At 70.5% G+C, this 22,017-nt stretch carries 18 protein-coding genes; 12 read left to right on the top strand and 6 right to left on the bottom strand.

All coding sequences use genetic code 11. The features are described from left to right. Positions 1-189 precede the first annotated feature (189 nt). The 12 genes from ACAM26_RS02855 (at position 190) to waaA (ending at position 16,076) form a co-directional block, all read left to right on the top strand. Complete coding sequence (locus tag ACAM26_RS02855) at positions 190-459, top strand: transcriptional regulator (RefSeq protein WP_005224898.1); 270 nt, start codon at positions 190-192, stop codon at positions 457-459. Next, entirely contained in the window at positions 456-2,468 is a 2,013-nt protein-coding gene (hyfB, locus tag ACAM26_RS02850; protein ID WP_123139042.1) for a hydrogenase 4 subunit B, read from the top strand. The genes ACAM26_RS02855 and hyfB overlap by 4 nt, the downstream gene beginning before the upstream one ends. 78 nt (positions 2,469-2,546) lie before the next feature. After that, positions 2,547-3,512 carry a respiratory chain complex I subunit 1 family protein gene (locus tag ACAM26_RS02845; protein WP_369613091.1) on the top strand — a complete coding sequence of 322 codons (966 nt, stop codon included), beginning with the start codon at positions 2,547-2,549 and terminating at the stop codon, positions 3,510-3,512. After that, a complete protein-coding gene (locus ACAM26_RS02840) occupies positions 3,509-4,195 on the top strand; it encodes a formate hydrogenlyase (protein ID WP_123139040.1) in 687 nt (228 codons plus the stop codon). Before ACAM26_RS02845 ends, ACAM26_RS02840 begins: the two co-directional genes overlap by 4 nt. After that, entirely contained in the window at positions 4,192-5,664 is a 1,473-nt protein-coding gene (locus ACAM26_RS02835; RefSeq protein WP_062272724.1) for a hydrogenase 4 subunit F, read from the top strand. The genes ACAM26_RS02840 and ACAM26_RS02835 overlap by 4 nt, the downstream gene beginning before the upstream one ends. Next, complete coding sequence (locus ACAM26_RS02830) at positions 5,661-7,250, top strand: NADH-quinone oxidoreductase subunit C (protein ID WP_369613090.1); 1,590 nt, start codon at positions 5,661-5,663, stop codon at positions 7,248-7,250. Before ACAM26_RS02835 ends, ACAM26_RS02830 begins: the two co-directional genes overlap by 4 nt. 31 nt (positions 7,251-7,281) lie before the next feature. Continuing rightward, entirely contained in the window at positions 7,282-7,800 is a 519-nt protein-coding gene (locus ACAM26_RS02825) for an NADH-quinone oxidoreductase subunit B family protein (protein ID WP_062272728.1), read from the top strand. 56 nt (positions 7,801-7,856) lie between these two features. Next, the gene (locus ACAM26_RS02820) at positions 7,857-8,624 is read left to right on the top strand and encodes a polysaccharide deacetylase family protein (RefSeq protein ID WP_369613089.1); all 768 of its coding nucleotides are present in this window, start codon (positions 7,857-7,859) and stop codon (positions 8,622-8,624) included. Between the two features lie 106 nt (positions 8,625-8,730). Continuing rightward, the gene (locus tag ACAM26_RS02815; RefSeq protein ID WP_369613088.1) at positions 8,731-10,776 is read left to right on the top strand and encodes an HDOD domain-containing protein; all 2,046 of its coding nucleotides are present in this window, start codon (positions 8,731-8,733) and stop codon (positions 10,774-10,776) included. Positions 10,777-10,794: 18 nt separating this feature from the next. Continuing rightward, complete coding sequence (locus ACAM26_RS02810; protein ID WP_369613087.1) at positions 10,795-13,308, top strand: EAL domain-containing protein; 2,514 nt, start codon at positions 10,795-10,797, stop codon at positions 13,306-13,308. A 31-nt stretch (positions 13,309-13,339) separates the two neighbouring features. Further along, positions 13,340-14,770 carry a bifunctional D-glycero-beta-D-manno-heptose-7-phosphate kinase/D-glycero-beta-D-manno-heptose 1-phosphate adenylyltransferase HldE gene (gene hldE, locus ACAM26_RS02805; RefSeq protein WP_123139034.1) on the top strand — a complete coding sequence of 477 codons (1,431 nt, stop codon included), beginning with the start codon at positions 13,340-13,342 and terminating at the stop codon, positions 14,768-14,770. Next, a complete protein-coding gene (waaA, locus tag ACAM26_RS02800) occupies positions 14,763-16,076 on the top strand; it encodes a lipid IV(A) 3-deoxy-D-manno-octulosonic acid transferase (RefSeq protein WP_369613086.1) in 1,314 nt (437 codons plus the stop codon). Before hldE ends, waaA begins: the two co-directional genes overlap by 8 nt. Positions 16,077-16,361: 285 nt before the next feature. Here waaA and ACAM26_RS02795 read toward each other — a convergent pair whose 3' ends face one another. The 6 genes from ACAM26_RS02795 to ACAM26_RS02770 form a co-directional block, all read right to left on the bottom strand. Next, positions 16,362-16,916 carry a MerR family transcriptional regulator gene (locus ACAM26_RS02795; protein ID WP_123143273.1) on the bottom strand — a complete coding sequence of 185 codons (555 nt, stop codon included), beginning with the start codon at positions 16,914-16,916 and terminating at the stop codon, positions 16,362-16,364. Positions 16,917-16,987: 71 nt separating this feature from the next. Beyond that, positions 16,988-17,155: a hypothetical protein gene (locus ACAM26_RS02790; RefSeq protein WP_165913408.1), complete on the bottom strand. Its 168-nt coding sequence runs from the start codon at positions 17,153-17,155 to the stop codon at positions 16,988-16,990. A 1,159-nt stretch (positions 17,156-18,314) separates the two neighbouring features. Then, positions 18,315-18,896: an isochorismatase family protein gene (locus ACAM26_RS02785; protein ID WP_369613085.1), complete on the bottom strand. Its 582-nt coding sequence runs from the start codon at positions 18,894-18,896 to the stop codon at positions 18,315-18,317. Between the two features lie 159 nt (positions 18,897-19,055). Beyond that, the gene (locus tag ACAM26_RS02780) at positions 19,056-19,721 is read right to left on the bottom strand and encodes a protein-L-isoaspartate O-methyltransferase (RefSeq protein WP_123139022.1); all 666 of its coding nucleotides are present in this window, start codon (positions 19,719-19,721) and stop codon (positions 19,056-19,058) included. 88 nt (positions 19,722-19,809) lie between these two features. Next, complete coding sequence (locus ACAM26_RS02775) at positions 19,810-21,510, bottom strand: cation:proton antiporter (RefSeq protein WP_123139021.1); 1,701 nt, start codon at positions 21,508-21,510, stop codon at positions 19,810-19,812. 99 nt (positions 21,511-21,609) lie between these two features. Beyond that, entirely contained in the window at positions 21,610-21,996 is a 387-nt protein-coding gene (locus tag ACAM26_RS02770) for a hypothetical protein (RefSeq protein ID WP_123139020.1), read from the bottom strand. Between the last annotated feature and the right edge of the window lie 21 nt (positions 21,997-22,017).

The raw sequence follows: 22,017 nt of genomic DNA, 5'->3' as shown, positions 1-22,017 counted from the left end.
GCGCGAGGCGCCTCTCCCCGTTCGACTCCAGGCGCCGGCGTCTCTGCGCCGTCGTGACGGGCGCTCGTCTGTCTGATCGTCAGCGTCCAGTGTGATATCTGGACGGTGATTTATCATGTTCAAAGTTTGCATAAACATGATTCAGAGTACTAAGCTAATGTTCAAATACTAATTAGTGATGTCTGAGACATGATTACAGCCGCGCAACTTCGTGCCGCCCGCGCCCTGCTGGGCCTCGATCAACGCCGACTGGCCGAGGCGGCGGCCCTGTCGCTGCCGACCATCCAGCGCATGGAGGCCAGCGACGGCCAGGTGCGCGGCAATGTCGAATCCCTGGTCAAGGTGGTCGAGGCGCTCGATCGGGCCGGTATCGAGCTGATCGGCGAAGGTGCGGTCAGCGCCGGTGGCGGACGCGGGGTGCGGCTGAAGGTCATGCCGCCGGACGACGATCGTCCATGAACATGCATCCCGCCCTGTCACTGGCCCTGCTGGCGCTGACCCTGGCGCTGGCCTCGGCGCTGGTCGCGCTGCCGGCCGCACGCTGGCCGCGGGCGCTGCGTTGGGCCTCGCTGCCGCTGCTCGGGCTCTCCGGGGTGGCGGCGAGCGGCGCCGGGCTGTGGGCGCTGGTCGAGGGGCTCGATCTCGGTCTCGTCCTGCCGCTGGGGCTGCCCTGGCTGCCCTGGCACCTCCAACTCGACGCCCTCGCCGGCTTCTTCCTCGCGCTGATCGGTATCCTCGTCACCGCCGCCGGCATCTACGGCCCGGCCTATGTGCGCGGGCTGGAGAACGGACGCGAGTCGCTCGCCGCGCTCGGCGGCTTCAGCGGGCTGTTCGTCGCCGGCATGCTGCTGGTGGTGCTCGCCGCCGACGCCTTCGTGTTCATGGTGGCCTGGGAGCTGATGTCGCTGGCCTCCTATTTCCTCGTCGCCTTCCACCACGACAACCCGGCCAACCGTCGCGCCGCCTTCCTCTATCTGCTGATGGCCCATGTCGGCGGGCTGGCGATCCTGCTCGGCTTCGGCGTGCTCGCCGCCTTCGCCGGCGGTTTCGAGTTCACCCTGCTGCGCGAGGCGGCGCTGTCGACGTCCTGGGCGAGCCTGTGCTTCGCCCTGGTGCTGCTCGGCTTCGGCATGAAGGCGGGGCTGGTGCCGCTGCACGCCTGGCTGCCCGAGGCGCACCCGGTGGCGCCCTCGCACATCTCGGCGCTGATGTCCGGGGCGATGCTCAAGGTCGCCGTCTACGGCTTCGTGCGCGTGGTCTTCGACCTGATCGGTCAGTTCCACTGGCAGTGGGGCGTGGTGATGCTGGCCGTCGGCAGTCTCTCGGCGCTCACCGGGGTGCTGTTCGCGATGATGCAGAGCGACCTCAAGCGGCTGCTCGCCTACTCCTCGGTGGAGAACCTCGGCATCATCTTCATCGCCCTCGGTCTGGCGGTGCTGTTCATGGCCACCGGCCATCCGACGCTCGCCGCGCTGGCCTTCGTCGCCGCGCTCTATCACGCCATCAACCACGCGCTGTTCAAGGGGCTGCTGTTTCTCGGCGCCGGGGCGGTGCTGCACAGCACCCACGAGCGCGACCTCGAGCAGATGGGCGGGCTGCTGCGGCGCATGCCCTGGACCGGGCTGTTCTTCCTCATCGGTTGTGTCGCGATCTCGGCGCTGCCGCCGCTCAACGGCTTCGTCTCCGAATGGCTGACCTTCCAGGCCGCGCTCCAGGCCTGGCAGCTCGACAGCGGCGTGCTGCGCAGCCTGATCCCGATCGTCTCGGCGGTACTCGCGCTCACCGGCGCGCTGGTGGCGGCGACCTTCGTCAAGGTCTATGGCGTCGCCTTCCTCGGCCAGGCGCGCTCGCGTCACGTCCGGCGGGCGCGGGCGGTGCCGCTGGGGATGCGCTGGGGACAGGGGCTGCTGGCGCTCTTCTGCGTGCTGCTCGGGGTGCTGCCGACCCAGGTGATCGCGCTGCTCGACCCGGTCGCCGTGGCCGTCGTCGGCACCGGGCTGCCGCAGGCCGCTGCCGGCGGCTGGCTGTGGCTGACCCCGGTCTCGGCCGAGACCGCGAGCTACAGCGCGCCGCTGTCGATCCTGCTGCTGGCGCTGATCGCCGGTGCGGCGATCCTCTGGGCGCGGCGCGGGCGGGTACGACGGGTGCGCCGCTGCGACCCCTGGGACTGCGGTCTGACCCCGCCGACGCCGCGGATGCAGTACAGCGCCGCGGCCTTCGCCCAGCCGATCCGCCGGGTGTTCGCGCTCGCCTTCGCGATCGACGAGCGCAAGCCCGCGGCCACCGATACCCGGCCGCGCTATCGCCTGCGCATCGCCGACCGTGCCTGGTCGCTGCTCTATGTGCCGCTGGCCCAGGCGGTGGAGTCGGCCGCGCGTCGGGTGGTGCTGCTGCAGTCGGGGAACGTGCGGGTCTATCTGGGCTGGACCCTGGCGACGCTGCTGGTGCTGCTGTGGATCATCTCGTGATCGCGGCGCGCGCCCTGCTCAACCCGGTGGCGTCGCGCCCAGTCGCGGCGCGCCCACTGCCGTGCGGGACCCTGTGCGATGGATGAACCTTTGATGCTCTCGGCCTGGGGGATGGCGCTGCTGCAGGCGCTGCTCTACCCCGCGCTGGCGCCCCTGCTGATCGGCTGGGTGCGCAAGGTCAAGGCGCGGCTGAACAACCGCCGCGGCGCCTCGGTGCTGCAACCCTATCGCGACCTGCGCAAGCTGCTGGCGAAGGAGACGCGGGTGGCGCACACCGCCTCGCCGCTGTTTCGTCTGGCGCCCTACGTGGTGTTCGTCGCCACCTGGCTGGCCGCGGCCACGGTGCCGCTGGTGGCGCGCGACCTGCCGACGGCGCAGATCGCCGACATCATCGTGCTGGTCGGCCTGCTCGGTCTGGCGCGCTTCTTCCTCGCGCTGGCGGGGATGGACGTCGGCACCGCCTTCGGCGGCATGGGCGCCTCGCGCGAGATGATGGTCTCGAGCCTCGCCGAGCCGGCGATGCTGGTCGCGGTCTTCACCCTGGCGATGAGCGCCCACAGCACCAGCCTGTCGAGCGTGATCGGCTATCACCTGGCCGACGGCTTCGTGGTCCGCCCGTCCTATCTCTTCGCCTTCGGCGCCCTGGTGCTGGTGGCGCTCGCCGAGAGCGGACGCATCCCGGTCGACAACCCCACCACCCATCTCGAACTGACGATGATCCACGAGGGCATGCTGCTCGAGTACACCGGTCGCCACCTGGCGCTGATGGAGTTGGCGGCGTATCTCAAGCTGATGCTCTACGGGGTGCTGATCGCCAACGTCTTCGTGCCCTGGGGGATCGGTCAGGCGTTCGCCCCGGCGGCGCTGGCGCTCGGCCTGGGGGCGATCCTGCTCAAGCTCGCGGTGCTCGGCGCGGCGCTCGCCGTCGGCGAGACGGTGGTGGCCAAGATGCGGCTGTTCCGCGCCCCGGCCTTCCTCAACCTCGCCCTGCTGCTGGCCCTGCTCGGGCTGCTCAGTCACGTCATCCTGGAGGTGGGCGCATGAGTCTCACGCAACTGCCGCTGCTCGAACAGTTCGTGCTGCTGCAGGCGGCGCTGGTGCTCTTCCTGTCCTTCGGGCTGCTGTCGCAGACCCGACTGCTCGCCGCCATCCACGCCTTCGCCTGGCAGGGCGCGCTGATCGCCGCGGTGACCCTCACCGTGGCGATCGCCGGCCACGCCCACCATCTCTATTTCTCGGCGCTGCTCACCCTGGCGCTGAAGGCGATGCTGATCCCCTGGATGCTGCACCGGCTGGTGCGCCGTCTCGCCCTGGAGCGTCACACCGAGACCCTCAGCCACCCGGCGCTGGTGAGCATGGCGGCGGTGGCGCTGGTGATCTTCAGCTACTGGGTGGTGGTGCCGATTGTCGCCGAGGAGCTGACCTTCACCCGCAACATCGTCGCGGTGAGCCTGGCGGTGGTGCTGATCGGGTTGCTGATGCTGGTGGCGCGCCAGCAGGCGGTGGCCCAGGTGCTCGGCTTCATGTCGATGGAGAACGGGCTGTTCCTGGCCGCGGTCTCCGCCACCGCCGGCATGCCGCTGGTGGTCGAGCTGGGCGTGGCCTTCGACGTGCTGGTGGCGATGGTGCTGTTCGGGGTGTTCTTCTTCCAGATCCGCGACAGCATCGACTCGCTCGACGTCGACCGCCTCAACCGCCTCACCGAGACCGAGGAGGAGACGCCATGAGCGCGCTGATCCTGATCCTGCTGCTGCCGCTGGCCGGGGCGCTGGCGCTGGCCTTCGTCAGCTCGGTGCGCTGGGCCGGCTGGATCAACCTCGGCGTCGCCGCGCTCACCCTGGCCGCCGCGTTGTGGCTCGGCTGGACGGTCGCCGCGCACGAGGTGGTCGCCGGGCTGCACTTCAGGGTCGATGCCTTCAACGTCTATCTGGTGGTGCTCACCGCCTTCGTCGGTCTGACCACGGCGATCTTCTCGCGCCCCTACATGCGTCACGTCTGCGCCAACGCCCGTATCAGTCCGCCCGGGGTGCGCATCTATCACAGCATGTACCAGACCTTCATGCTGACCATGCTGGTGGCACTCACCACCGACAACCTCGGCGTGCTCTGGGTGGCGGTCGAGGGCGCGACCCTGGCCACGGTGCTGCTGGTCTCGCTCTATCGCACCCCGGAGGCGGTCGAGGCGGCGTGGAAGTACTTCATCCTCTGCGGCGTCGGCATCGCCCTGGCGCTGTTCGGCACCGTGCTGACCTACTTCGCCGCCCAGCAGGTGCTCGCCGACCCCACCGAGGGGCTGACCTGGAGCGTGCTCTACGCCGACGCCGCGGCGCTCGACCCCACGGTGATGCGCATCGCCTTCGTCTTCCTGCTGGTCGGCTACGGCACCAAGGTCGGGCTGGTGCCGATGCACCAGTGGCTGCCCGATGCTCACTCCGAGGGTCCGACGCCGATGTCGGCGGTGCTCTCCGGGCTGCTGCTCAACGTCGCCCTCTATGCCGTGGTGCGGCTGAAGATGCTGGTCGACGGCTCGCTGGCGGCGACCGATACCCCGCACCTGGCCGGTGCGCTGCTGATGGGCTTCGGGCTGATCTCCTTCCTCGTCGCCGGGCTGTTTCTGCACCGCCAGCGCGACATCAAGCGGATGTTCAGCTACTCCTCGATCGAGCACATGGGGCTGATGACCTTCGCCTTCGGGCTCGGCGGGCCGCTGGCCACCTTCGGCGCGCTGCTGCACATGCTGGTGCACTCGCTGACCAAGTCGGCGATCTTCATCACCGTGGGGCACGCCGCGCACATCGCCGGCACCCAGTCGATCGACCGCATCCGCGGGCTGATCCGTACCCAGCCGGCGGTCGGCTGGTCGCTGTTGCTGGGGGTGGTGGCGATCGCCGGCTTCCCGCCGTTCGGGGTCTTCGCCAGCGAGTTCCTGCTGCTCACCGCCACCATCCAGACCCAGCCCTGGTTGAGCGTGGCGCTGCTCGGCGGGCTGGCGGTGGCCTGCGCCGGGCTGTTTCGCCATGTCCACCCGATGGTCTACGGCACGCCGCCCGAGGGTCAGCAGCCGGTCGAGGCCAACATGCTGCCGGTGATGATCCATCTCGGGCTGGTGCTGTGGCTGGGGTTGGCGATCCCGGCGCTGCTCGCCGGCTGGCTCGACCGGGCGACCGGACTGATCGCGGGGAGTCATCTGCTATGAACGTCACCGATCCGCTCGCCGACCTGCAGGGGCTGCTCACCGCCCCGGGCATCGGCGCCACCCCCTGCGCCACGGCTGCCGGGGTCGAGTCCTGTCTGGCGCTGCCGGCGGCGCACTGGGGCCTGCTCGCCGAACTCGCCGCCGACGCCGGGCTGCGTCACGCCGGGCTCTGGGCCGATGCGCTCGATGAGGAGCGGCTGCGCGTGCAGGCGCTGTTCGCCGCCGCCGACGGCTATCTGCTGGCGCAGACCGAGGTGACGGGCGCGCCGCCCGAGCTGGCCTCCCACACCCCGCTCTTCCCCGGTGTCGACCGTCTCGAACGCCATGCCCAGGACCTCCTCGGGGTGCGCTTCCTCGGTCATCCGCGCGGTGCGGTGCGCTGGACCCGTCACCAGGCCTGGCCGGAGACGGCCCACCCGCTGCGTCCCGACTTCCCGCTCGCCGGCGACCATCCCGGTCGCACCCCCGCCGATGGCGACTACCCGATCGTGCGGCTGCAGGGCAACGGCGTCTGCGAGGTGCCGGTGGGGCCGGTGCACGCCGGGGTGATCGCCCCCGGACACTTCCGCTTCCAGGTGATGGGCGAGGACGTGCTGCGGCTCGAGGAGCGTCTCGGCTATGTCCACAAGGGCATCGAGAAACACGCCGTCGGCCGTGATGCCGCGGGGCTGGTGCGACTCGCCGCGCGGGTCGCCGCCGACAGCACCGTGGCCCATGCCTGGGCGGCCTGTCAGGCACTCGAGCGCGCCTGCGACACCGAGGTGCCGGCGCGCGCGCTCTATCTGCGCGCGCTGCTCGCCGAGCGCGAGCGGGTGGCCAACCATCTCGGCGACATCGGCGGGATCTGCAACGACGTCGGTTTCGGCTTCGGCCAGAGCCAGTGCGCGCTGCTGCGCGAGCGCTGGCAGCGCGACAACGCCAGCCATTTCGGCCATCGTCTGCTGATGGACACCCTGGTCCCCGGCGGCGTGGTGCGCGATCTCGACCCCGCCGCGCCGGAGCGTCTGATCCAGGCCAACGGCGAGCTCAGACGGGTGCTGCGGCGGCTGTTCGACATCCTCGACGATCATCCGCCGCTCAACGACCGGCTGCTCACCACCGGCATCCTCGCGCAGGGCACGGCGCGCGCGCTCGGCTGCACCGGCTATGTCGCCAAGGCCAGCGGGATCGACCACGACCTGCGCCATCACGTCCCCTACGCACCCTACGACCGGCTGCGGCTGGAGACGGCGGTGGTCGAGCACGAGGGCGACGTGGCGGCGCGGATGCGGGTGCGGATGCGCGAGATCCACGCCAGCCTGGGGCTGATCGAGCAGCTGCTCGCCGCGCTCCCCGAGGGCGCGATCGCGGCGCCGCTGACGCCGCGCCCCGAGGCCAGCGGGCTGGGGCTGGTCGAGGGCTGGCGCGGCGAGTCGGTCGCGCTGGTGCGGCTCGATGTCGCCGGGCGGGTGGCGCGCTACTTCCCGCGCGACCCGAGCTGGTTCAACTGGCTGGCGCTCGAACACCTGATCCTCGGCAACATCGTCCCCGACTTCCCGGTGTGCAACAAGTCGGTCAACGGCTCCTACTCCGGGGTGGACCTGTAGCGCCCGCCCCAGCATCGACAGGCACTGAACCATGTTCCGCATCCTCAACCAGATCGTTCGCACCGGGCTGCGCACCGAGCCGGTCGCGCGTCCCGACGCCGCCGGCCTCGAACGTCTCGGCATCGAGCTGCGCCGCCGGGTCGACGCGCGGTTCGGCCACAGCCTCGCGATCCGTCAGGTCGATGCCGGTTCCTGCGGTGGTTGCGAGATCGAGATCCACGCCCTCGCCAACGCCTACTACGACCTCGAACGCTTCGGCATCCGCTTCTGCGCCTCGCCGCGTCATGCCGACGCGCTGCTGGTCACCGGGCCGGTGTCGCGTCACATGGAACAGGCGCTGCGTCGCACCTGGCGCGCCATGCCCGCGCCCAAGTTCGTCATCGCCGCCGGCGACTGCGCCTGCGACGGCGGCGAGTTCGGCGAGAGCTATGCCAGCTGCGGCGCGGTCGAGCGGGTGATCCCGGTCGACGTGCGCATCCCCGGCTGCCCGCCCACCCCGCTGCAGCTGGTCGAGGGGTTGCTGGCGGCGCTGGCGCAGGATCGCGACTGATCGCGATCGCCGGCGACGGTATCCTTGGCACTCATCCCCATCGCACGAGTGTCACCATGAGCGAGCCCCGTCTCTCGATCCTGATGTATCACCAGGTCGGCGATTTCGCGCCGATGCGCGCACATCGCGCCAACTACTGCGATCGCCGTCGCTTCAGCGCGCAGATGGCGTTGCTCGCGCGTCTCGGCTATCGGGTGATCGGGCTCGACGAGGCGCTCGCCGGGCTGCGCGGCGAGCGCGCGCTGGCGCCGCGCTCGGTGGTACTGACCTTCGACGACGGTTATCGCAACTTCGTCGACCACGCCCTGCCGGTGCTCGCGCGTCACGGCTTCCCGGCCACCGTCTATGTCATCAGCGACTGGGTCGGGCGGCGCGCCGAGTGGTTCGCCAAGGACCCAGGCCGCCCGGTCCCCGAGCTGATGGACGCCGCCGCGCTGCGCGAGATCCATGCCGCTGGCATCACCATCGGCTCGCACACCGCCAATCACGTCAAGCTCGGCGAGTGCCCGCCTGCGCGTCAGGCCGAGGAGCTGGGCGCCAGTCGTGCACGGCTCGAGGACCTGCTCGGCGCCCCGGTGCAGCATCTCTGCTATCCCTTCGGCAGCTTCGATCACCACACCCCGGGGCTTGCCGCCGCCGCCGGCTATCGCTCGGCGACGACCTGTCTGCGCGGTGCCGCGACCCGCGCCGATCATCCGCTGGCGCTGCCGCGCAAGGCGATCTCCTTCGGCGACGACCTGCTCGGTTTCTGGTGGAAGGTCGCGGTCAAGCACGCCCCCAAGCGCGATCTGGTGAGCTGGCGGGCGCGATTGGCGGGTGAATGAGCGGGTGAAATTCATTACACTTTTCGCGTGAATCATGCGCTGCGGGCACACCATGGAGCGATGACCTGGAGCGATCCCCCGACGATCGATCTGCGGTGTTCGTTCTATGGCCACAGCAAGCATGGATATCGATCCGAGCGCGCTCGACGCGCTGCCCTCGCCACCCCTGGTGCTGCTCGAACTGCTCGATGCCTTCGTCGACGAGGCCGTCGAGTTCGAGACCCTGGCGCGGATCTGCGCGCGCGACCCGTCGCTGACCACGCGGATGCTGGCGATCGCCAACTCCGCCGCCTTCCGCCGTCGTGCGCCCACCTTCGTCTCGCTCGAACGGGTGCTGGTCACCCTCGGGCTCGACACCATCAAGACCATCGCCCTGACCACCGCGCTGGTCCAGGCCTTGGCCCCGGAGCGCGCGCTGTCCGCCGCGACGCTCGCCGCCTTCTGGCGTCATGCCCTGGTCACCGCCGCGCTCGCCCGCGCCCTGGCCCATACCCTCTCCATCGATGTGCCCGAGCGGCTCTATCTTGCCGGTCTGCTGCACGACATCGGTCGTCTGGTGATCGCCACCCAGCGCGGTGAGTGGCCGCCCGAAGGCGCGGGCGAGGGTGATGCCGCGCGTCTGCTCGCGTGCGAGCGCGAACGGCTCGGTGTCGATCACTGCGCCGTGGGCGCTGCGTTGCTCGGCGCCTGGCGGTTGCCGGCGCCGCTGGTGATGGCCGCGCGCCATCATCACGCCCCGCTCGCGGCGCTCGCCGACGCGCCGCCGGCGCTGCGTCTGGTGCATCTGGCCAACGCACTCGACAGTCCGCACTGGCGCGAGTCCGAGGCCCTGGCGCTGGCCGATGCGCTGTTCGGCCTGACCCCGGCGCTGGCGCAACGGCTGCATCGCGAGGCCGTGCAACAGGTCGAGCCGCTGTGCGCGGCGCTGGGGTTCGAGAGCGGCGCCGCGCCGGGCGCGCCGTTGACGCGTGCGCTGTGCGATCGCGCGCTGGTCGACGGGCTCGACGGCCAGCTCGCCCGCGCCGAGGACGAGGACGTGCTGCTCGCGACCATCGCGCGCTGCGTGGTGGTGCTGTTCGGCATCGATCGGGCGCGCTTCCTGGTGGCTGAGGACGGGCGCTTGCGCGGTCGCGATCCGCTGATGGCCGATCCCGGGTTCGCGGCGATCGACTGTGCCGCCGACGGTGAGCACCTGCCCGCTCGCGCACTCGCCGGCGAGCCCTGCTCGACGCTGCTCGCGGACGACGGGCCCGGGGTGCTCGAACACCAGCTCGCCGCCGGCGCCGAGGCGCTCTATTGTCTGCCGCTGCGCGCCGCCGGCGAGCCCGGCGCGGTGCTGGTGCTGGCGCCGAGCGCGGCGCAGCTCGCCCGGCTGCGCGCGCGCGAGCGGCTGCTGCGGACCTTCGGCGAGGTCTGTGGCCGGGCGCTGGCGCGCCAGCGCGAGCAGCGCCTGCTGCACCAGCGCGCCGCGCAGGAGCGCGCGCTGCTCGAACGGGCGCGATTGCGTCAGGTGGTGCACGAGGCGGGCAACCCGCTGAGCATCGCCCAGAACTATCTCGAACTGCTCGCCCAGCGTCTTGCAGACGACGCCGAGGCCAATGCCGACCTGCTGGTGCTGCGCGAGGAGCTGGAACGGGTCGGGACCATCCTGGTGCGTCTGGTCGACGGCGACGAGGCCGCCGGCGACGGTGACGAGGGCGATCCGGCCGAGTCGTTGCGCCGGCTCGTCGGGGTGCTCGACCATGCGCTGTGTCGGCCGCGCGGGATCGCGTTCAGCTGTACCTGTCCCGACTCGCTGCCGCCGCTGCGTCTGGCGCGCGACGCCCTGCGTCAGGTGGTGGTCAATCTGGTGCGCAACGCCGCCGAGGCGCTGGGCGAGGGCGGACGGATCGAGGTGGCGCTGGAGGACGGGGTGCGGGTCGGCGGTCGTGCCCATGTCGAGCTGCGGGTCGAGGACGACGGCCCGGGGCTTGCCGCCGAACGGCTGGAGACCCTGTTTCAGCCGCAACAGAGCGCCAAGCCGGGACATGCCGGGGTGGGGCTGACCATCGTGCGTAATCTGGTCGAGGCGGCCGGAGGGCTGGTGAGCTGTCGCAGTCGGCCTGGCGCCGGCTGTCGCTTCCAGGTCCTGTTGCCGCTGCGCCGACCCTGAGCGAGGCGGAGCGAAGCGATGAGCGATCGACAACCCCCTTCCCCCGCGACGCTGGCCGAGGACGGCTGCCGGCGCCTGCTGGTGGTCGACGACGAGCCGCGCAGTCGCGCCAGCCTGGAGCGCCTGCTCGGGGCGCGGGGCTTCTCGGTGTGCGCCGTCGCCGGTGTCGCCGAGGCCCTGGCGCAGCTCGAGGGCGAGCGCTTCGACCTGATCCTGCTCGACCTGATCCTGCCGGTCGGCGACGGCGTGCAGGTACTCGACCGGCTCGCCGAGCGCGGCGAGGAGATCGCCGTGGTGGTGGTCAGCGCCACCCGCTCGGTGGCCGAGGCGACCCGCGCGCTGCGTCATGGCGCCTGTGACTTCGTCGCCAAGCCCTATCGGCTCGACACCCTGCTTGCGGCGATCGCGCGCGCCTGCGAGCGCGGCGCGCTGACCCGCGCCCAGGCGACCATGCAGGCGCGGCTGCGCGACTCCGAGCGTCTCCACCGCTTCCTGGTGCACGCCTCGCCCGACCTGGTCTTCCTGCTCAACGGCGCCGGCCGGGTGCGCTTCGTCAACGATCGGATCGCGGTGCTGTTGCAGCGCCGTCCCGAGAGCGTGCTCGAGCGCCCGCTGCTCGAACTGGTCGCGCCCGGCCATCGGGGTCGCGCCAGCGCCCTGCTGGATGAGCTGGGTGAGAGCGCCGAGGGGCGGGTGCGCGCCATCGAGCTGGAGCTGCTCGACGGCGCCGGCGGGCCGCCGTTGCCGGTCGAGATCAAGCTGCTCGCGCTCGGCGCCGGTACCGAGACGCCGGTCGGCGGCGAGGTCTTCGCGGTGGTCCGCGACCTCGCCGCGCACCGTCGCGCCGAGGAGGCGATGCGCCGCTCCTTCGATCTGCTCCACCACGTCATCGCCGCCAGCCCGGCGGTGGTCTATGCCCGCGAGCCGGGGCGCCCGGCGCGCTTCATCTTCGTCAGCGACAACCTCCGCCAGCTGCTCGGCTACGATCCCGAGCAACTGGTCAACGGCGCGCTGGTGTGGGAGGGGCTGGTACACCCGGACGATCGCGCCGTGCTCGACGGCATGTTCGACGGCGATGCCGGGCGCGCGGCCAATGCCGAGTACCGCATGCGTCATCGCGACGGCGACTGGCGCTGGGTGCGCGACAGCGTGCGCCTGTTGTGCGACGGCAACGGTCGGGCGGTGGAGCTGGTCGGCTCCTGGCTCGACAACACCGAGGCCCACCGACTCTCCGAGGAGCTGCGCCGTCAGGCCAGTCTCGACGCGCTCACCGGGCTGCTCAACCGCAGCGCCTTCGAGCAGCGACTGCAGCGGGCGATCGAGGAGGCGCGGCGCGAGCGCCGCCAGCATGCGCTCTGCTATCTCGATCTCGATCAGTTCAAGGTGATCAACGACACCTGCGGGCACATCGCCGGCGACGCGGTGCTGCGCCAGCTCGCCCACGTGCTCGCCGCCTGCATCCGTCAGCAGGACACCCTGGCGCGGCTCGGCGGCGACGAGTTCGGGGTGCTGATGGAGGACTGCGAGCACGCCGGCGCGATCCGGGTCGCCGAGGCGCTGTGCAAGGCCGTCGGCGACTTCCACTTCGTCTGGGGCGACAAGCGCTTCCGGCTCGGCGTGAGCATCGGGCTGGTGTCGATCGACGCCGCCAGCGAGGGCCTGGTCTCGCTGCTCAGCGCCGCCGACAGCGCCTGTTACGCGGCTAAGGACGGCGGGCGCAACCGCATCCATGTCTATACCGCCGACGATGCCGAGCTGGCGCGCCGTCACGGCGAGATGCAGTGGGTGTCGCGGATCAACCTGGCGCTCGAGCAGGCGCGCTTCGGGCTCGCCTTCCAGCCGATCGTGCCGGTCAACGGCGACGGCGACGGCGCGCACTACGAGCTGCTGCTGCGGATGTACGACGACGACGGCGCGGCGGTGATGCCCGGCGCCTTCCTGCCCGCCGCCGAGCGCTATCACCTGATCGGGCGGATCGACGAGTGGGTGCTGGAGACGGCGCTCGCCTGGCTCGGCGATCACCCCGAGCATCTCGACGGTCTCAGCCTGTGCTCGATCAACCTCTCCGGTCACTCGCTGAGCGATCCCCAGCTGCTCGATCGCATCGCCATGCGGCTGCACCGCCACGAGGCCATCGCCGCCAAGCTCTGCTTCGAGGTCACCGAGACCGCGGCGATCTCCAACATGACCAACGCCGTCGAGTTCATCGAGGCGCTGCGCGCGCTCGGCTGTCGCTTCGCCCTCGACGACTTCGGCAGCGGGCTGTCCTCCTTCGCCTATCTGAAGAACCTGCCGGTCGACTTCATCAAGATCGACGGCATGTTCATCAAGGACATCGCCGTCAACCCGATCGCCCGCACCATGGTGCGCTCGATCAACGAGGTCGGTCAGGCGATGGGGATGCGCACCGTGGCCGAGTTCGTCGACGGCGAGGAGACGCTGGAGGTGCTGCGCGGCATCGGCGTCGATTACGCTCAGGGTTACGGCGTCGGTCGACCGCGCCCGATCGAGGAACTCGTGCGATCATGTTAGGGATCTGTCCCGTGCGATTGCGGAGTCCAGCTTGAGCCCGATCCCCCTTCCCGATCTCCCCGACTTCGGCCGCGCCAGCATCCTCGTGGCCGGCGATCTGATGCTCGACCGCTACTGGAGCGGCAGCACCCGTCGTATCTCGCCCGAGGCCCCGGTGCCGGTGGTGCGCATCGACGGGCGCGAGGACCGCCCCGGCGGTGCGGCCAACGTCGCGCTCAACCTCGCCGCGCTCGGCGTGCGCACCGCGCTGGCCGGGGTCACCGGTCGCGACGAGGCCGCCGAGTGCCTGAGCGCGCCGTTGCGCGAGGCCGGGGTCGCGCTGCACCTGCACCGTCGCGACGACGTGCCGACCATCACCAAGCTGCGGGTGCTCAGCCATCACCAGCAGCTCATCCGGCTCGACTTCGAGGAGCCGCTCGCGCCGCTGGCCGAGGACCCGCTGCCGGCGCTGGTCGAGGCCGCGCTGCCGCATCATCAGCTGCTGCTGCTCTCGGACTACGGCAAGGGCACCCTGGTCGACCCGCAGCGGCTGATCGAGCGCGCCCGCGCCCGTGGCCTGCCGGTGCTGGTCGACCCCAAGGGATCGGACTTCGCGCGCTATCGCGGCGCCACCCTGCTCACCCCCAATCGCGGCGAGCTGGAGGCGGTGGTCGGCGTCTGCGCCGACGACGCCACCCTGATCGCGCGCGCCGGGCGGCTGCGCGACGAGCTGGCGCTGGAGGCGCTGTTGGTGACCCTGGGCGAGCGCGGCATGTTGCTGCTCGCCGCCGGTGCCGAGGCGTTGCACCTGCCGACCCAGGCACGCGAGGTGTTCGACGTCACCGGCGCGGGCGATACCGTGATCGCCGCGCTCGCCGCCGCGCTCGCCGCCGGCATGCCGCTGCCCGCCGCCTGCGCCCTGGCCAACTGCGCCGCCGGGCTGGCGGTGGCCAAGCTCGGCACCGCCAGCGTCGGCGTGCGCGAACTGGCGCGCGCCTATCGCGGCGGCGAGTGGCGCACCCTGCTCGATCGCGACGCCCTGGTGCACACCGTGGCCGAGGCGCGCGCGCGCGGCGAGCGGGTGGTGATGACCAACGGCTGCTTCGACATCCTCCACGAGGGTCATGTCGCCTATCTGCAGCAGGCCCGCGCGCTCGGCGATCGGCTGGTGGTGGCGGTCAACGACGACGACTCGGTGCGCCGGCTCAAGGGCGAGGGGCGACCGATCAACGGCGTCGAGCAGCGCATGGCGGTGCTCGCCGGGCTGGCCTCGGTCGACTGGGTCTGTCCCTTCTCCGAGGACACCCCGGAGGCGCTGATCTGCGCCGTCGGCCCGGACGTGCTGGTCAAGGGCGGGGACTACCGCGTCGAGGAGATCGCCGGGGCCGACTGCGTGCGCGCGCGCGGCGGCGAGGTGCGGGTGCTCGACTTCCTGCCCGGGCGCTCGACCAGCCGGATCATTGGGGCGATCCGCGATGTCTGAGTCGGTGATCGAGGACCAACCCTCGTTCAGGGGGACACTGTTGCAACTGCTCTACACCCTGGTACTGCGTCTGACCCTGCCGCTGGTGCTACTGCGCCTGGTGCTGCGCGGGCTGTCGCGACCGGCGCGCGAGCTGCGTCTCGGCGAACGGCTGGCGCGCGGCGTGCCCGCACCGCCGGTCGAGGTCTGGGTGCACGCCGTCTCGGTCGGCGAGGTGCTGGCCGCGCGCGGGCTCATCGAGCACCTGCTCGCGCGTACCCCGACCTGTCGGGTGCTGGTCACCACCACCACCCCGACCGGGGCCGAGCGGCTGCACGCGCTGTTCGGCGAGCGGGTGGCGCACCGCTACACCCCCTACGACCTGCCCGGGGTGCAGGCGCGCTTCCTCGATCAGGCGCGTCCCCGGCTGCTGATCGTCATCGAGACCGAGATCTGGCCGAACATGCTCGACGCCTGCGCCGAGCGCGGCATCCCCTCGCTGCTGGTCAATGCCCGACTGTCGGCGCGCTCGGCGCGCGGCTATGCCCAGCTCGGCCGGCTCACCGCGCCGACGCTGCGCCGCTTCGCGCTGATCGCCGCCCAGGGGCGCGGCGACGCGCGTCGCTTCAACGCGCTCGGCGCCGAGCCCGAGCGGGTGCGGGTGACCGGCTCGGTCAAGTTCGACGTCGCCGACGACCCCGAACGCGAGACCCGCAGTGCCGAGCTGCGCGCGCACTGGGGCGAGGGGCGTCCGCTGTGGATCGCCGCCAGCACCCACGAGGGCGAGGAGGCGCGGGTGCTCGCCGCCCACCGCCGCGTGCTCGAACACCACCCCGAGGCGCTGCTGGTGCTGGTGCCGCGCCACCCGGAGCGCTTCGATCAGGTCGCCGCGCTGGTCGAGACCCACGGCTTTCGCCTGGCGCGCCGTACCGATCCCGACGCCGATGTGAGCGAGGCCCAGGTCCTGCTCGGCGACACCATGGGCGAGTTGGCGGGGCTGATCGCCGCCGTCGACGTCGCCTTCATCGGCGGCTCGCTGGTGCCGGTCGGCGGTCACAACCTGCTCGAGGCCGCCGTCGCCGGGGTGCCGGCGCTGGTCGGCCCGCACACCTTCAACTTCGCCGAGATCACCACCCGCCTGATCGGCCTCGGCGGCTGCGCCCGGGTCGCCGACAGCGAGGCCTTGGCCGCGCGCCTCACCGACTGGCTCGCCGCCCCCGAGCGCCGCGCCGCGATCGGCGCCAACGGCCGCGCCTTCGTCGAGGCCAATCGCGGCGCGCTGGCGCGGTTGATCGGGTTGGTCGAGGGGTATTTGCCGAAGGGGTGAGCATGGGGCCTCAGACCATGGCCGTCTGGAGATGTTCTGCGGATGAGCAATGATGATCTGGGCCGCATGACGCAAGCGGCGAGGGCGACCAACTCTTCCCCGATCATGAGGACGATGATGGCCCAGGTCACGATGAAGGTCGTGAGCGAGCGAAGGGGCTGTTTGTTCTTGCGTCTCCTGGCTCCTTATGGGTTCGGGTTTGTCGGTCGCCGAAAGACCGGTGCTTCGGTGGCCGGACGTCCATGCCCTGCGTCCGTTTCGACCGGGGCGAATGGAGGCATGCGTTCAATCCGGCGTCTGTGGATCGGGCTCGCTCGACCAGGCCCGGATGGCGGCAATCTCGTCGGCCTCGATCCCGAGCGAGACGAGGAAGGCCTCATGCGCCTCTGGCGCCTGGCCTTCGAAGGCGCGATGCCAGCGCCGCATACCCTGTTCGTCGAGCCCGGCGGCGCGGAGCATCGAGACCCACAGCGCCTTGTCGACCAGGGGGACGTCCAGTGCCTGGGCGTCGGTCTGAAGCAGACGCAGGATGAGCCGCTGCTGGTCGCGCAGCTGCTCGATCTCGCGGTTGATGGCGAGGAGTCTGCCTTCGAGTATCGGTCGCAGTCCCTCGCCCTCGTGCCGCAGCAGCTCGGCGATGGTCTCCAGTGCCAGACCGGTCGCCCGGTAGGCACGGATCTTTTCGAGCCGTTCGAGATCGCGCTCCGAATAGAGTCGATAGCGGGCGGCGCTGCGGCCGCTCGGGACCAGCAGCCCGATGGCGTCGTAATGGAGGAGGGTGCTGCGCGCCAGGCCGAAACGGCGGGCGACCTGTCCGATGGTCCAGGTTCTAGCGGTCATGATGCGGATCCGGCAAGGGTTCTGACGCGAGCGGCCGAGCGTGTCGCCCGGCCGCTCTCGCTCTGGTGCGATCAGCTCGCGCGGATGCGGCGGATCTCGTCGGGCGGGACGTTCAGCCATTCGAGGAAGGACTGGTGCCCGTCCGGATAACGGGTCTCGAAGCAGCGATGCCAGCGCTGCATGCCGTCTTCATCGATCCCGATCTCCTTGAGCAGCTCGATCCACTGGTCTTTGGTCATCTCGATTCTCCGTGTGTGGGTTGCAGGACGCGCGCCCGATTCAGCGGCGTCGGGGAAGAGCATCGACCCTGAGGCCGTCGTCGGGTCAAGGCCTTCACACGCCATTCGGGTGCGCGCCTCATGTCCTCCGTTCCGCGGGCTGCAAGAGCATTCAAGACGAAGGGGGCGCACCGGCCACCGTCTCTTCCTTGCGCAACGGAAAAGGGTGGAACCATGGGCACCATTCACGGCGATTCGGCGCGCGAGGCCGAGCGTCTCTCGGGTCAGGCGGCGATCCTGCGTCCCTGCCCGCACCGCCGCCTCCGCTTCCCGGCCGGCAGAGCCTGGCCCTGCTGGAGCACGACCCCGGCACCCATCCGATCTGTCTGGACGTCGATACCGGTCAGCTGGATCTGGCCCGGGAGCGTCTCGCCGGATGGGAACGGAGCCTTGGCTTCGTCCATGGCGATCTGAACATGGACCCCTTGACCGGGGGAGGTCTTCGAGCATGCCTTCGTCTGTTTCCTGCTGGAGCACCTGATACGCTCCGAGGCGGCGCTCGCCCGGCTAGGCGGCATGCTGCGGACGGGCGGAATCCTGACCCTGATCGAGGGCGATCAGGCCCCTTCCGCTTTCATCTGGAGACGCCGGCGTCGCGGGACGTCTGGGACGCCCTGGTTGCCGAGCAGCGCCGGCTCGGGGCGATTTCTATGCCATCGCCGTGGCCTATCTGCCGGGCAGCATGTCCGAAACCTGGATGCCTTCGCGGGTGGTGGTGGTCGGGGTCGTTTGTTCCATCGTCGCCGCGCTCGGGATGGCGCTGTTGGAAAACGCCCTGCGCCATGCCGGTCCTGGTCATCTGCGGGTGCCATTGCAGCAGGTGGACGGCGTCTGTCGACGGAGGTGGAGGATCGTGGTCGCGGTATCGACAGCGCGCTGGCCGCCGACATCTTCGAGGCCTTTCGCCGTGGCGGTCCCAACCATCGAGTCTGGGAGGACGTTCATTGGTGATTTCCTGGCCGATGCGCGCGCATCGGTAAGAGGCTCCGCAGCCTAGCCGTCACGTCCGCCGAGACGAGGATCGCCTGATGCTCGACCATCTCTTCCGATGGGGCTGCGCTCGGCGTCCGGACGCAAGCCACCGATGGTTGATGGCTTGCGTCCGGCCCCATCCCCCGCTCTATTCCTTGAACAACGACCAGACGGCGCGGAACTGCTCGTCGGACGAGTCGCCCAGCCATTCGAAGCCGACCGATTCGGTGCACACCACCTGGATGCCGCAGTGGCGCATGCGTTCGAGCACGTTCTGCTTGTAGGCGGGGTGGCGCGAGATGATGCCGTCGGCGGGCACGAACACCTGATAGCCCCAGCGCTGCAGCCCGGAGACGGTCTGCACGATGCAGATGTGCGCCTCCATGCCCACCACCACCAGTTGGCGCCGCTCCGGCGAGGCGGAGATGTTGCGCTCGAAGCCGGGGGCGGTACAGCAGGAGAAGGCGGTCTTCTCGGTCGGTTCGGCCGCCTCGGGCAGCGCCTCGCGGATCGGTGCGATGATCTGCCCGAGCCCGCGCGAGTTGTGCTGGGTGGCGATCACCGGGATGTCGAGCGTCTTGGCGGCGCTGATCAGCCGCTGGATGTTGGCGGTGACGCCCTCGAGTTCGTCGCGCGGCATCGCCGCGGCGAGCCGTTCCTGGGCGTCGATGATCAGGAGCTGGGAGAAGTCGCGCTGACACAGCGGCATCTGCGCCTGGTGGATACTCATCTCGTCCGTCCTCCGCACTGCTTGATTGTGTTGTGCTTCGATGCGAATCCGCCGCTCGGCGGAACACGGAGTGTGCGCTGCAAGCGGCGCCGGGTTCAAGATCTTTGCGGGAAGGGAGAGCGGGCGGACGCCCGGGCGGGCGTCCGCGAGGGGGGGGCGTCAGAAGACGAACTGCTCGCGCGCCGGGGCGTTGCGCAGCGTCCCGGCCAGGGTCTCGAACAGCGGCTCGCGCTGATAGTCCTGGCCGCCGCCGCGGGTGATCAGCACCGCCTCCATCACCGGCGCCTCGCCGAGGATGCAGCACAGTCGGCCGCCGAGCGCGAGCTGCGACTGCAGCGCGTCCAGCGCGCTGTCGCTCGGCAGTGCGCCGTTGAGCAGGATGGCGTCGAAGGGGCCGCCCTCGATCGGCCCGGCGAGACCGTCGGCGGCGCGGATCTCGACACGCTCGGTGCCGAGCTCGGCGAGGTGGGCGCGGGCGATCTCGGCCTGCTCGGGGTCGATCTCGAGACTGAGCACCTGGGCGCCGAGCGCGGCCAGACAGGCGGTGGCGTAACCGCTGCCGGTGCCGATCTCGAGCACGCGCTCGTCGGGCTGTACCGCCAGCGCCTGGAGCATGCGCGCGGTTACCCGGGGCGGCAGCATGTGGCCGCCGTTGGCCAGCGGCACCTCGATATCGGCATAGGCAAGCCCCTGATAGCCGTCGGGCACGAAACGCTCGCGCCCGATCTCGGCCATTGCCCCCAGCACCCGCTCGTCCAGGACGTTCCATGGACGGATCTGCTGCTGGATCATGTTGAAGCGCGCAAGCGCGTTAGGGCTCTCCACGGCACGAGGACCTCGCTGATGAATGATTGGCTAGACCCTACAAATTAACGTTTGGTCCGGACGAGGGCAAATGGCCCCCGTGTACGCCTCATTCGGCCATCGGCGCATAGCCCTGGCTGCGCACGCCCTGGAGCAGTTCGTCGACGTCGTCGGTGGGGACGCCGAGCATCTGCAGCGCCTCGGCGCCGAGGCGCAGGCTGCTCTCGATCGCCTCGGGGTAGGCGTGGGTGGCGCCGGCGCGGATCAGGTTGCCGCAGGCCTCGAGGTCGCGGGCACGGGCGATCACCGGGACGTGCGGATGGGCGGTGCGGATGTGCGAGACGGCGCGCAGCGCCGAGGGGCCGTGGTCGATGGTGAGGATCACCAGCGCGGCGCGCTCGACCTGGGCGGCGGTGAGCAGCTCGATGTCGCCGATGTCGCCGTAGAACACCGGGCGCTGGTCGCGCTCGCCGCGCTCGACGTGTGCGGGGTTGGTGTCGAAGCAGATGAAGGGGATCTGGTTGGCCTCGAGCATGGTGGCGATGGTGTGACCGACCCGGCCATAACCGGCGATCACCACCCGCCCCTGGGGGACGACCCCGGTGGTGGCATAGTCGAAGCTCGTCTGGCTCGTCGTCCGTCGCTCGGCGCGGCGCGCCAGCAGGTCGCCGAGGCGCACCAGCAGCGGGGTGATCAGCATCCCCACCGAGATCACGCTGACCGCCACGGCGAAGGTGGTGTCGTCGATCACCCCCAGTGCCTTGGCCGCACCGAACAGCACGAAGCCGAACTCGCCGCTCTGCGCCAGCATGAAGGCGACCCGGGTGGCCACGCCGCGCGGCAGCCCGAAGGCCAGCGCGATCAGGAACAGCACCAGCAGCTTGATGCCGACGATCACCACCACGTGCTGGGCGAGCAGCAGCGGCTGGGCGGCGATCGCCGGCAGATCGATCGACATCCCCACGGCGACGAAGAACAGGCTCATCAGCAGCCCCTTGAAGGGCTCGATATGGGCCTGGATCTGGAAGCTGAAGCGCGAGGTCGACAGCAGCATGCCCATCAGGAAGGCGCCGAGCGCCATCGACAGCCCGGCCTCGTGCATCGCCCCGGCGGCGAGGAAGACGGCGAGCATCACCACCAGGGCGAAGGCCTCGCGGTTGCCCTGGCGCAGCAGTCGCGCCAGGGCGAAGGGCACCACATAACGCCCGAAGACGACGATCAGCCCGACCATGCCGACGACGATCAGCAGCTGCTCGCCGAAGGGCACCGAGGAGGACAGGGTGCCGCGATCGGAGAGCAGCGGCACGATCGCCAGCAGCGGCACCACCGCCAGGTCCTGCATCAGCAGCACCGCGAAGGCGGTGGTGCCGTGACGGGTGGCGATGTCGCCGCGCTCGTGCAGCAGCTGCATCACCAGCGCGGTGGAGGAGAGCGCGAAGGTCAGACCGATCAGCAGGCTGACCTGCCAGGAGGGGGCGTAGAAGACGCTGTAGGCGGCGATCGCCAGCCCACTGAGGAGGATCTGCGCGGTGCCCAGGCCGAACACCTCGCGGCGCAACGACCACAGCCGCTTGGGCTTCATCTCCAGCCCGATGAGAAACAGCAGCAGCACCACGCCCAGCTCGGTGAAGTGACGCACGTCCTCGACGTGTGCGGTGACGTAGGGACCGGGCGAGTGTGGCCCGACCACGATTCCGGCCACCAGCAGGCCGAGGATCGAGCCCAGCCCCAGGTGCTTGAACAGGGTGACGGTGATCGCCGCCACGCTGAGCAGCACGATTGCGGAGATGACGAAGCTGTTCAGTTCCATGGCGGAACTTTATCAAGATCCGCCATGCGAGGGTTAACGCCGTGTGCGTGGCGCCGGGCGTCGACGACTGCCGGTCGTGCCGGCGTGCCGGGACGCCGTTCAGCCCAGCGGGGCCGATCCTGCCAGATGGATCACCCGCACGCTGCCGTCGCTCGGCGGCGCGACCTCGAGATGGGTGTTGAAGTGCGCCGAGAGCGCCTGGCGGTTGCGACGCATCGGCGCCACGTCGCGCTCGGCGAGCACCTGTCCCTGGGCGTCGAGCACCTGGACGCGGATCGCGCCGGGGACGGCGCCGCGGTGCGGGATGCGCTGGGCGAGGGTGCCGTGGACGTGTACGCCGCTGGTCTCGGTCTCGGCCTGGACCAGACCGAAGGCGACCCGCGCCGAGTCGACGGTGTCGACGCGCGGGCGCTCGGCGGCGAGTGGCAGGGTGGAGACGGCGAGCAGGGCGATCGCGAGCAGCCGGGCGGTGTGTGCGTGTTTCATCGGTCTTGACCTCGTTGGAGT

The organism is Marichromatium sp. PS1, from assembly GCF_041155115.1.
Lineage (GTDB): Bacteria > Pseudomonadota > Gammaproteobacteria > Chromatiales > Chromatiaceae > Marichromatium > Marichromatium gracile.
The sequence above is the reverse complement of the archived record's forward strand: the minus strand, read 5'-3'. Positions and strand labels throughout refer to the sequence as shown.

Excerpts from the sequence above, each read along its gene's own strand:
- ACAM26_RS02790 (WP_165913408.1), bottom strand. The coding sequence starts at position 17,155 with ATGACCAAAGACCAGTGGATCGAGCTGCTCAAGGAGATCGGGATCGAT.
- ACAM26_RS02835 (WP_062272724.1), top strand. The coding sequence starts at position 4,192 with ATGAGCGCGCTGATCCTGATCCTGCTGCTGCCGCTGGCCGGGGCGCTG.
- ACAM26_RS02825 (WP_062272728.1), top strand. The coding sequence starts at position 7,282 with ATGTTCCGCATCCTCAACCAGATCGTTCGCACCGGGCTGCGCACCGAG.
- hyfB (WP_123139042.1), top strand. The coding sequence starts at position 456 with ATGAACATGCATCCCGCCCTGTCACTGGCCCTGCTGGCGCTGACCCTG.
- ACAM26_RS02795 (WP_123143273.1), bottom strand. The coding sequence starts at position 16,916 with ATGACCGCTAGAACCTGGACCATCGGACAGGTCGCCCGCCGTTTCGGC.
- ACAM26_RS02830 (WP_369613090.1), top strand. The coding sequence starts at position 5,661 with ATGAACGTCACCGATCCGCTCGCCGACCTGCAGGGGCTGCTCACCGCC.
- ACAM26_RS02770 (WP_123139020.1), bottom strand. The coding sequence starts at position 21,996 with ATGAAACACGCACACACCGCCCGGCTGCTCGCGATCGCCCTGCTCGCC.
- ACAM26_RS02810 (WP_369613087.1), top strand. The coding sequence starts at position 10,795 with ATGAGCGATCGACAACCCCCTTCCCCCGCGACGCTGGCCGAGGACGGC.
- ACAM26_RS02820 (WP_369613089.1), top strand. The coding sequence starts at position 7,857 with ATGAGCGAGCCCCGTCTCTCGATCCTGATGTATCACCAGGTCGGCGAT.
- ACAM26_RS02845 (WP_369613091.1), top strand. The coding sequence starts at position 2,547 with ATGGATGAACCTTTGATGCTCTCGGCCTGGGGGATGGCGCTGCTGCAG.
- ACAM26_RS02815 (WP_369613088.1), top strand. The coding sequence starts at position 8,731 with ATGGCCACAGCAAGCATGGATATCGATCCGAGCGCGCTCGACGCGCTG.
- ACAM26_RS02840 (WP_123139040.1), top strand. The coding sequence starts at position 3,509 with ATGAGTCTCACGCAACTGCCGCTGCTCGAACAGTTCGTGCTGCTGCAG.
- ACAM26_RS02785 (WP_369613085.1), bottom strand. The coding sequence starts at position 18,896 with ATGAGTATCCACCAGGCGCAGATGCCGCTGTGTCAGCGCGACTTCTCC.
- ACAM26_RS02855 (WP_005224898.1), top strand. The coding sequence starts at position 190 with ATGATTACAGCCGCGCAACTTCGTGCCGCCCGCGCCCTGCTGGGCCTC.
- ACAM26_RS02775 (WP_123139021.1), bottom strand. The coding sequence starts at position 21,510 with ATGGAACTGAACAGCTTCGTCATCTCCGCAATCGTGCTGCTCAGCGTG.
- waaA (WP_369613086.1), top strand. The coding sequence starts at position 14,763 with ATGTCTGAGTCGGTGATCGAGGACCAACCCTCGTTCAGGGGGACACTG.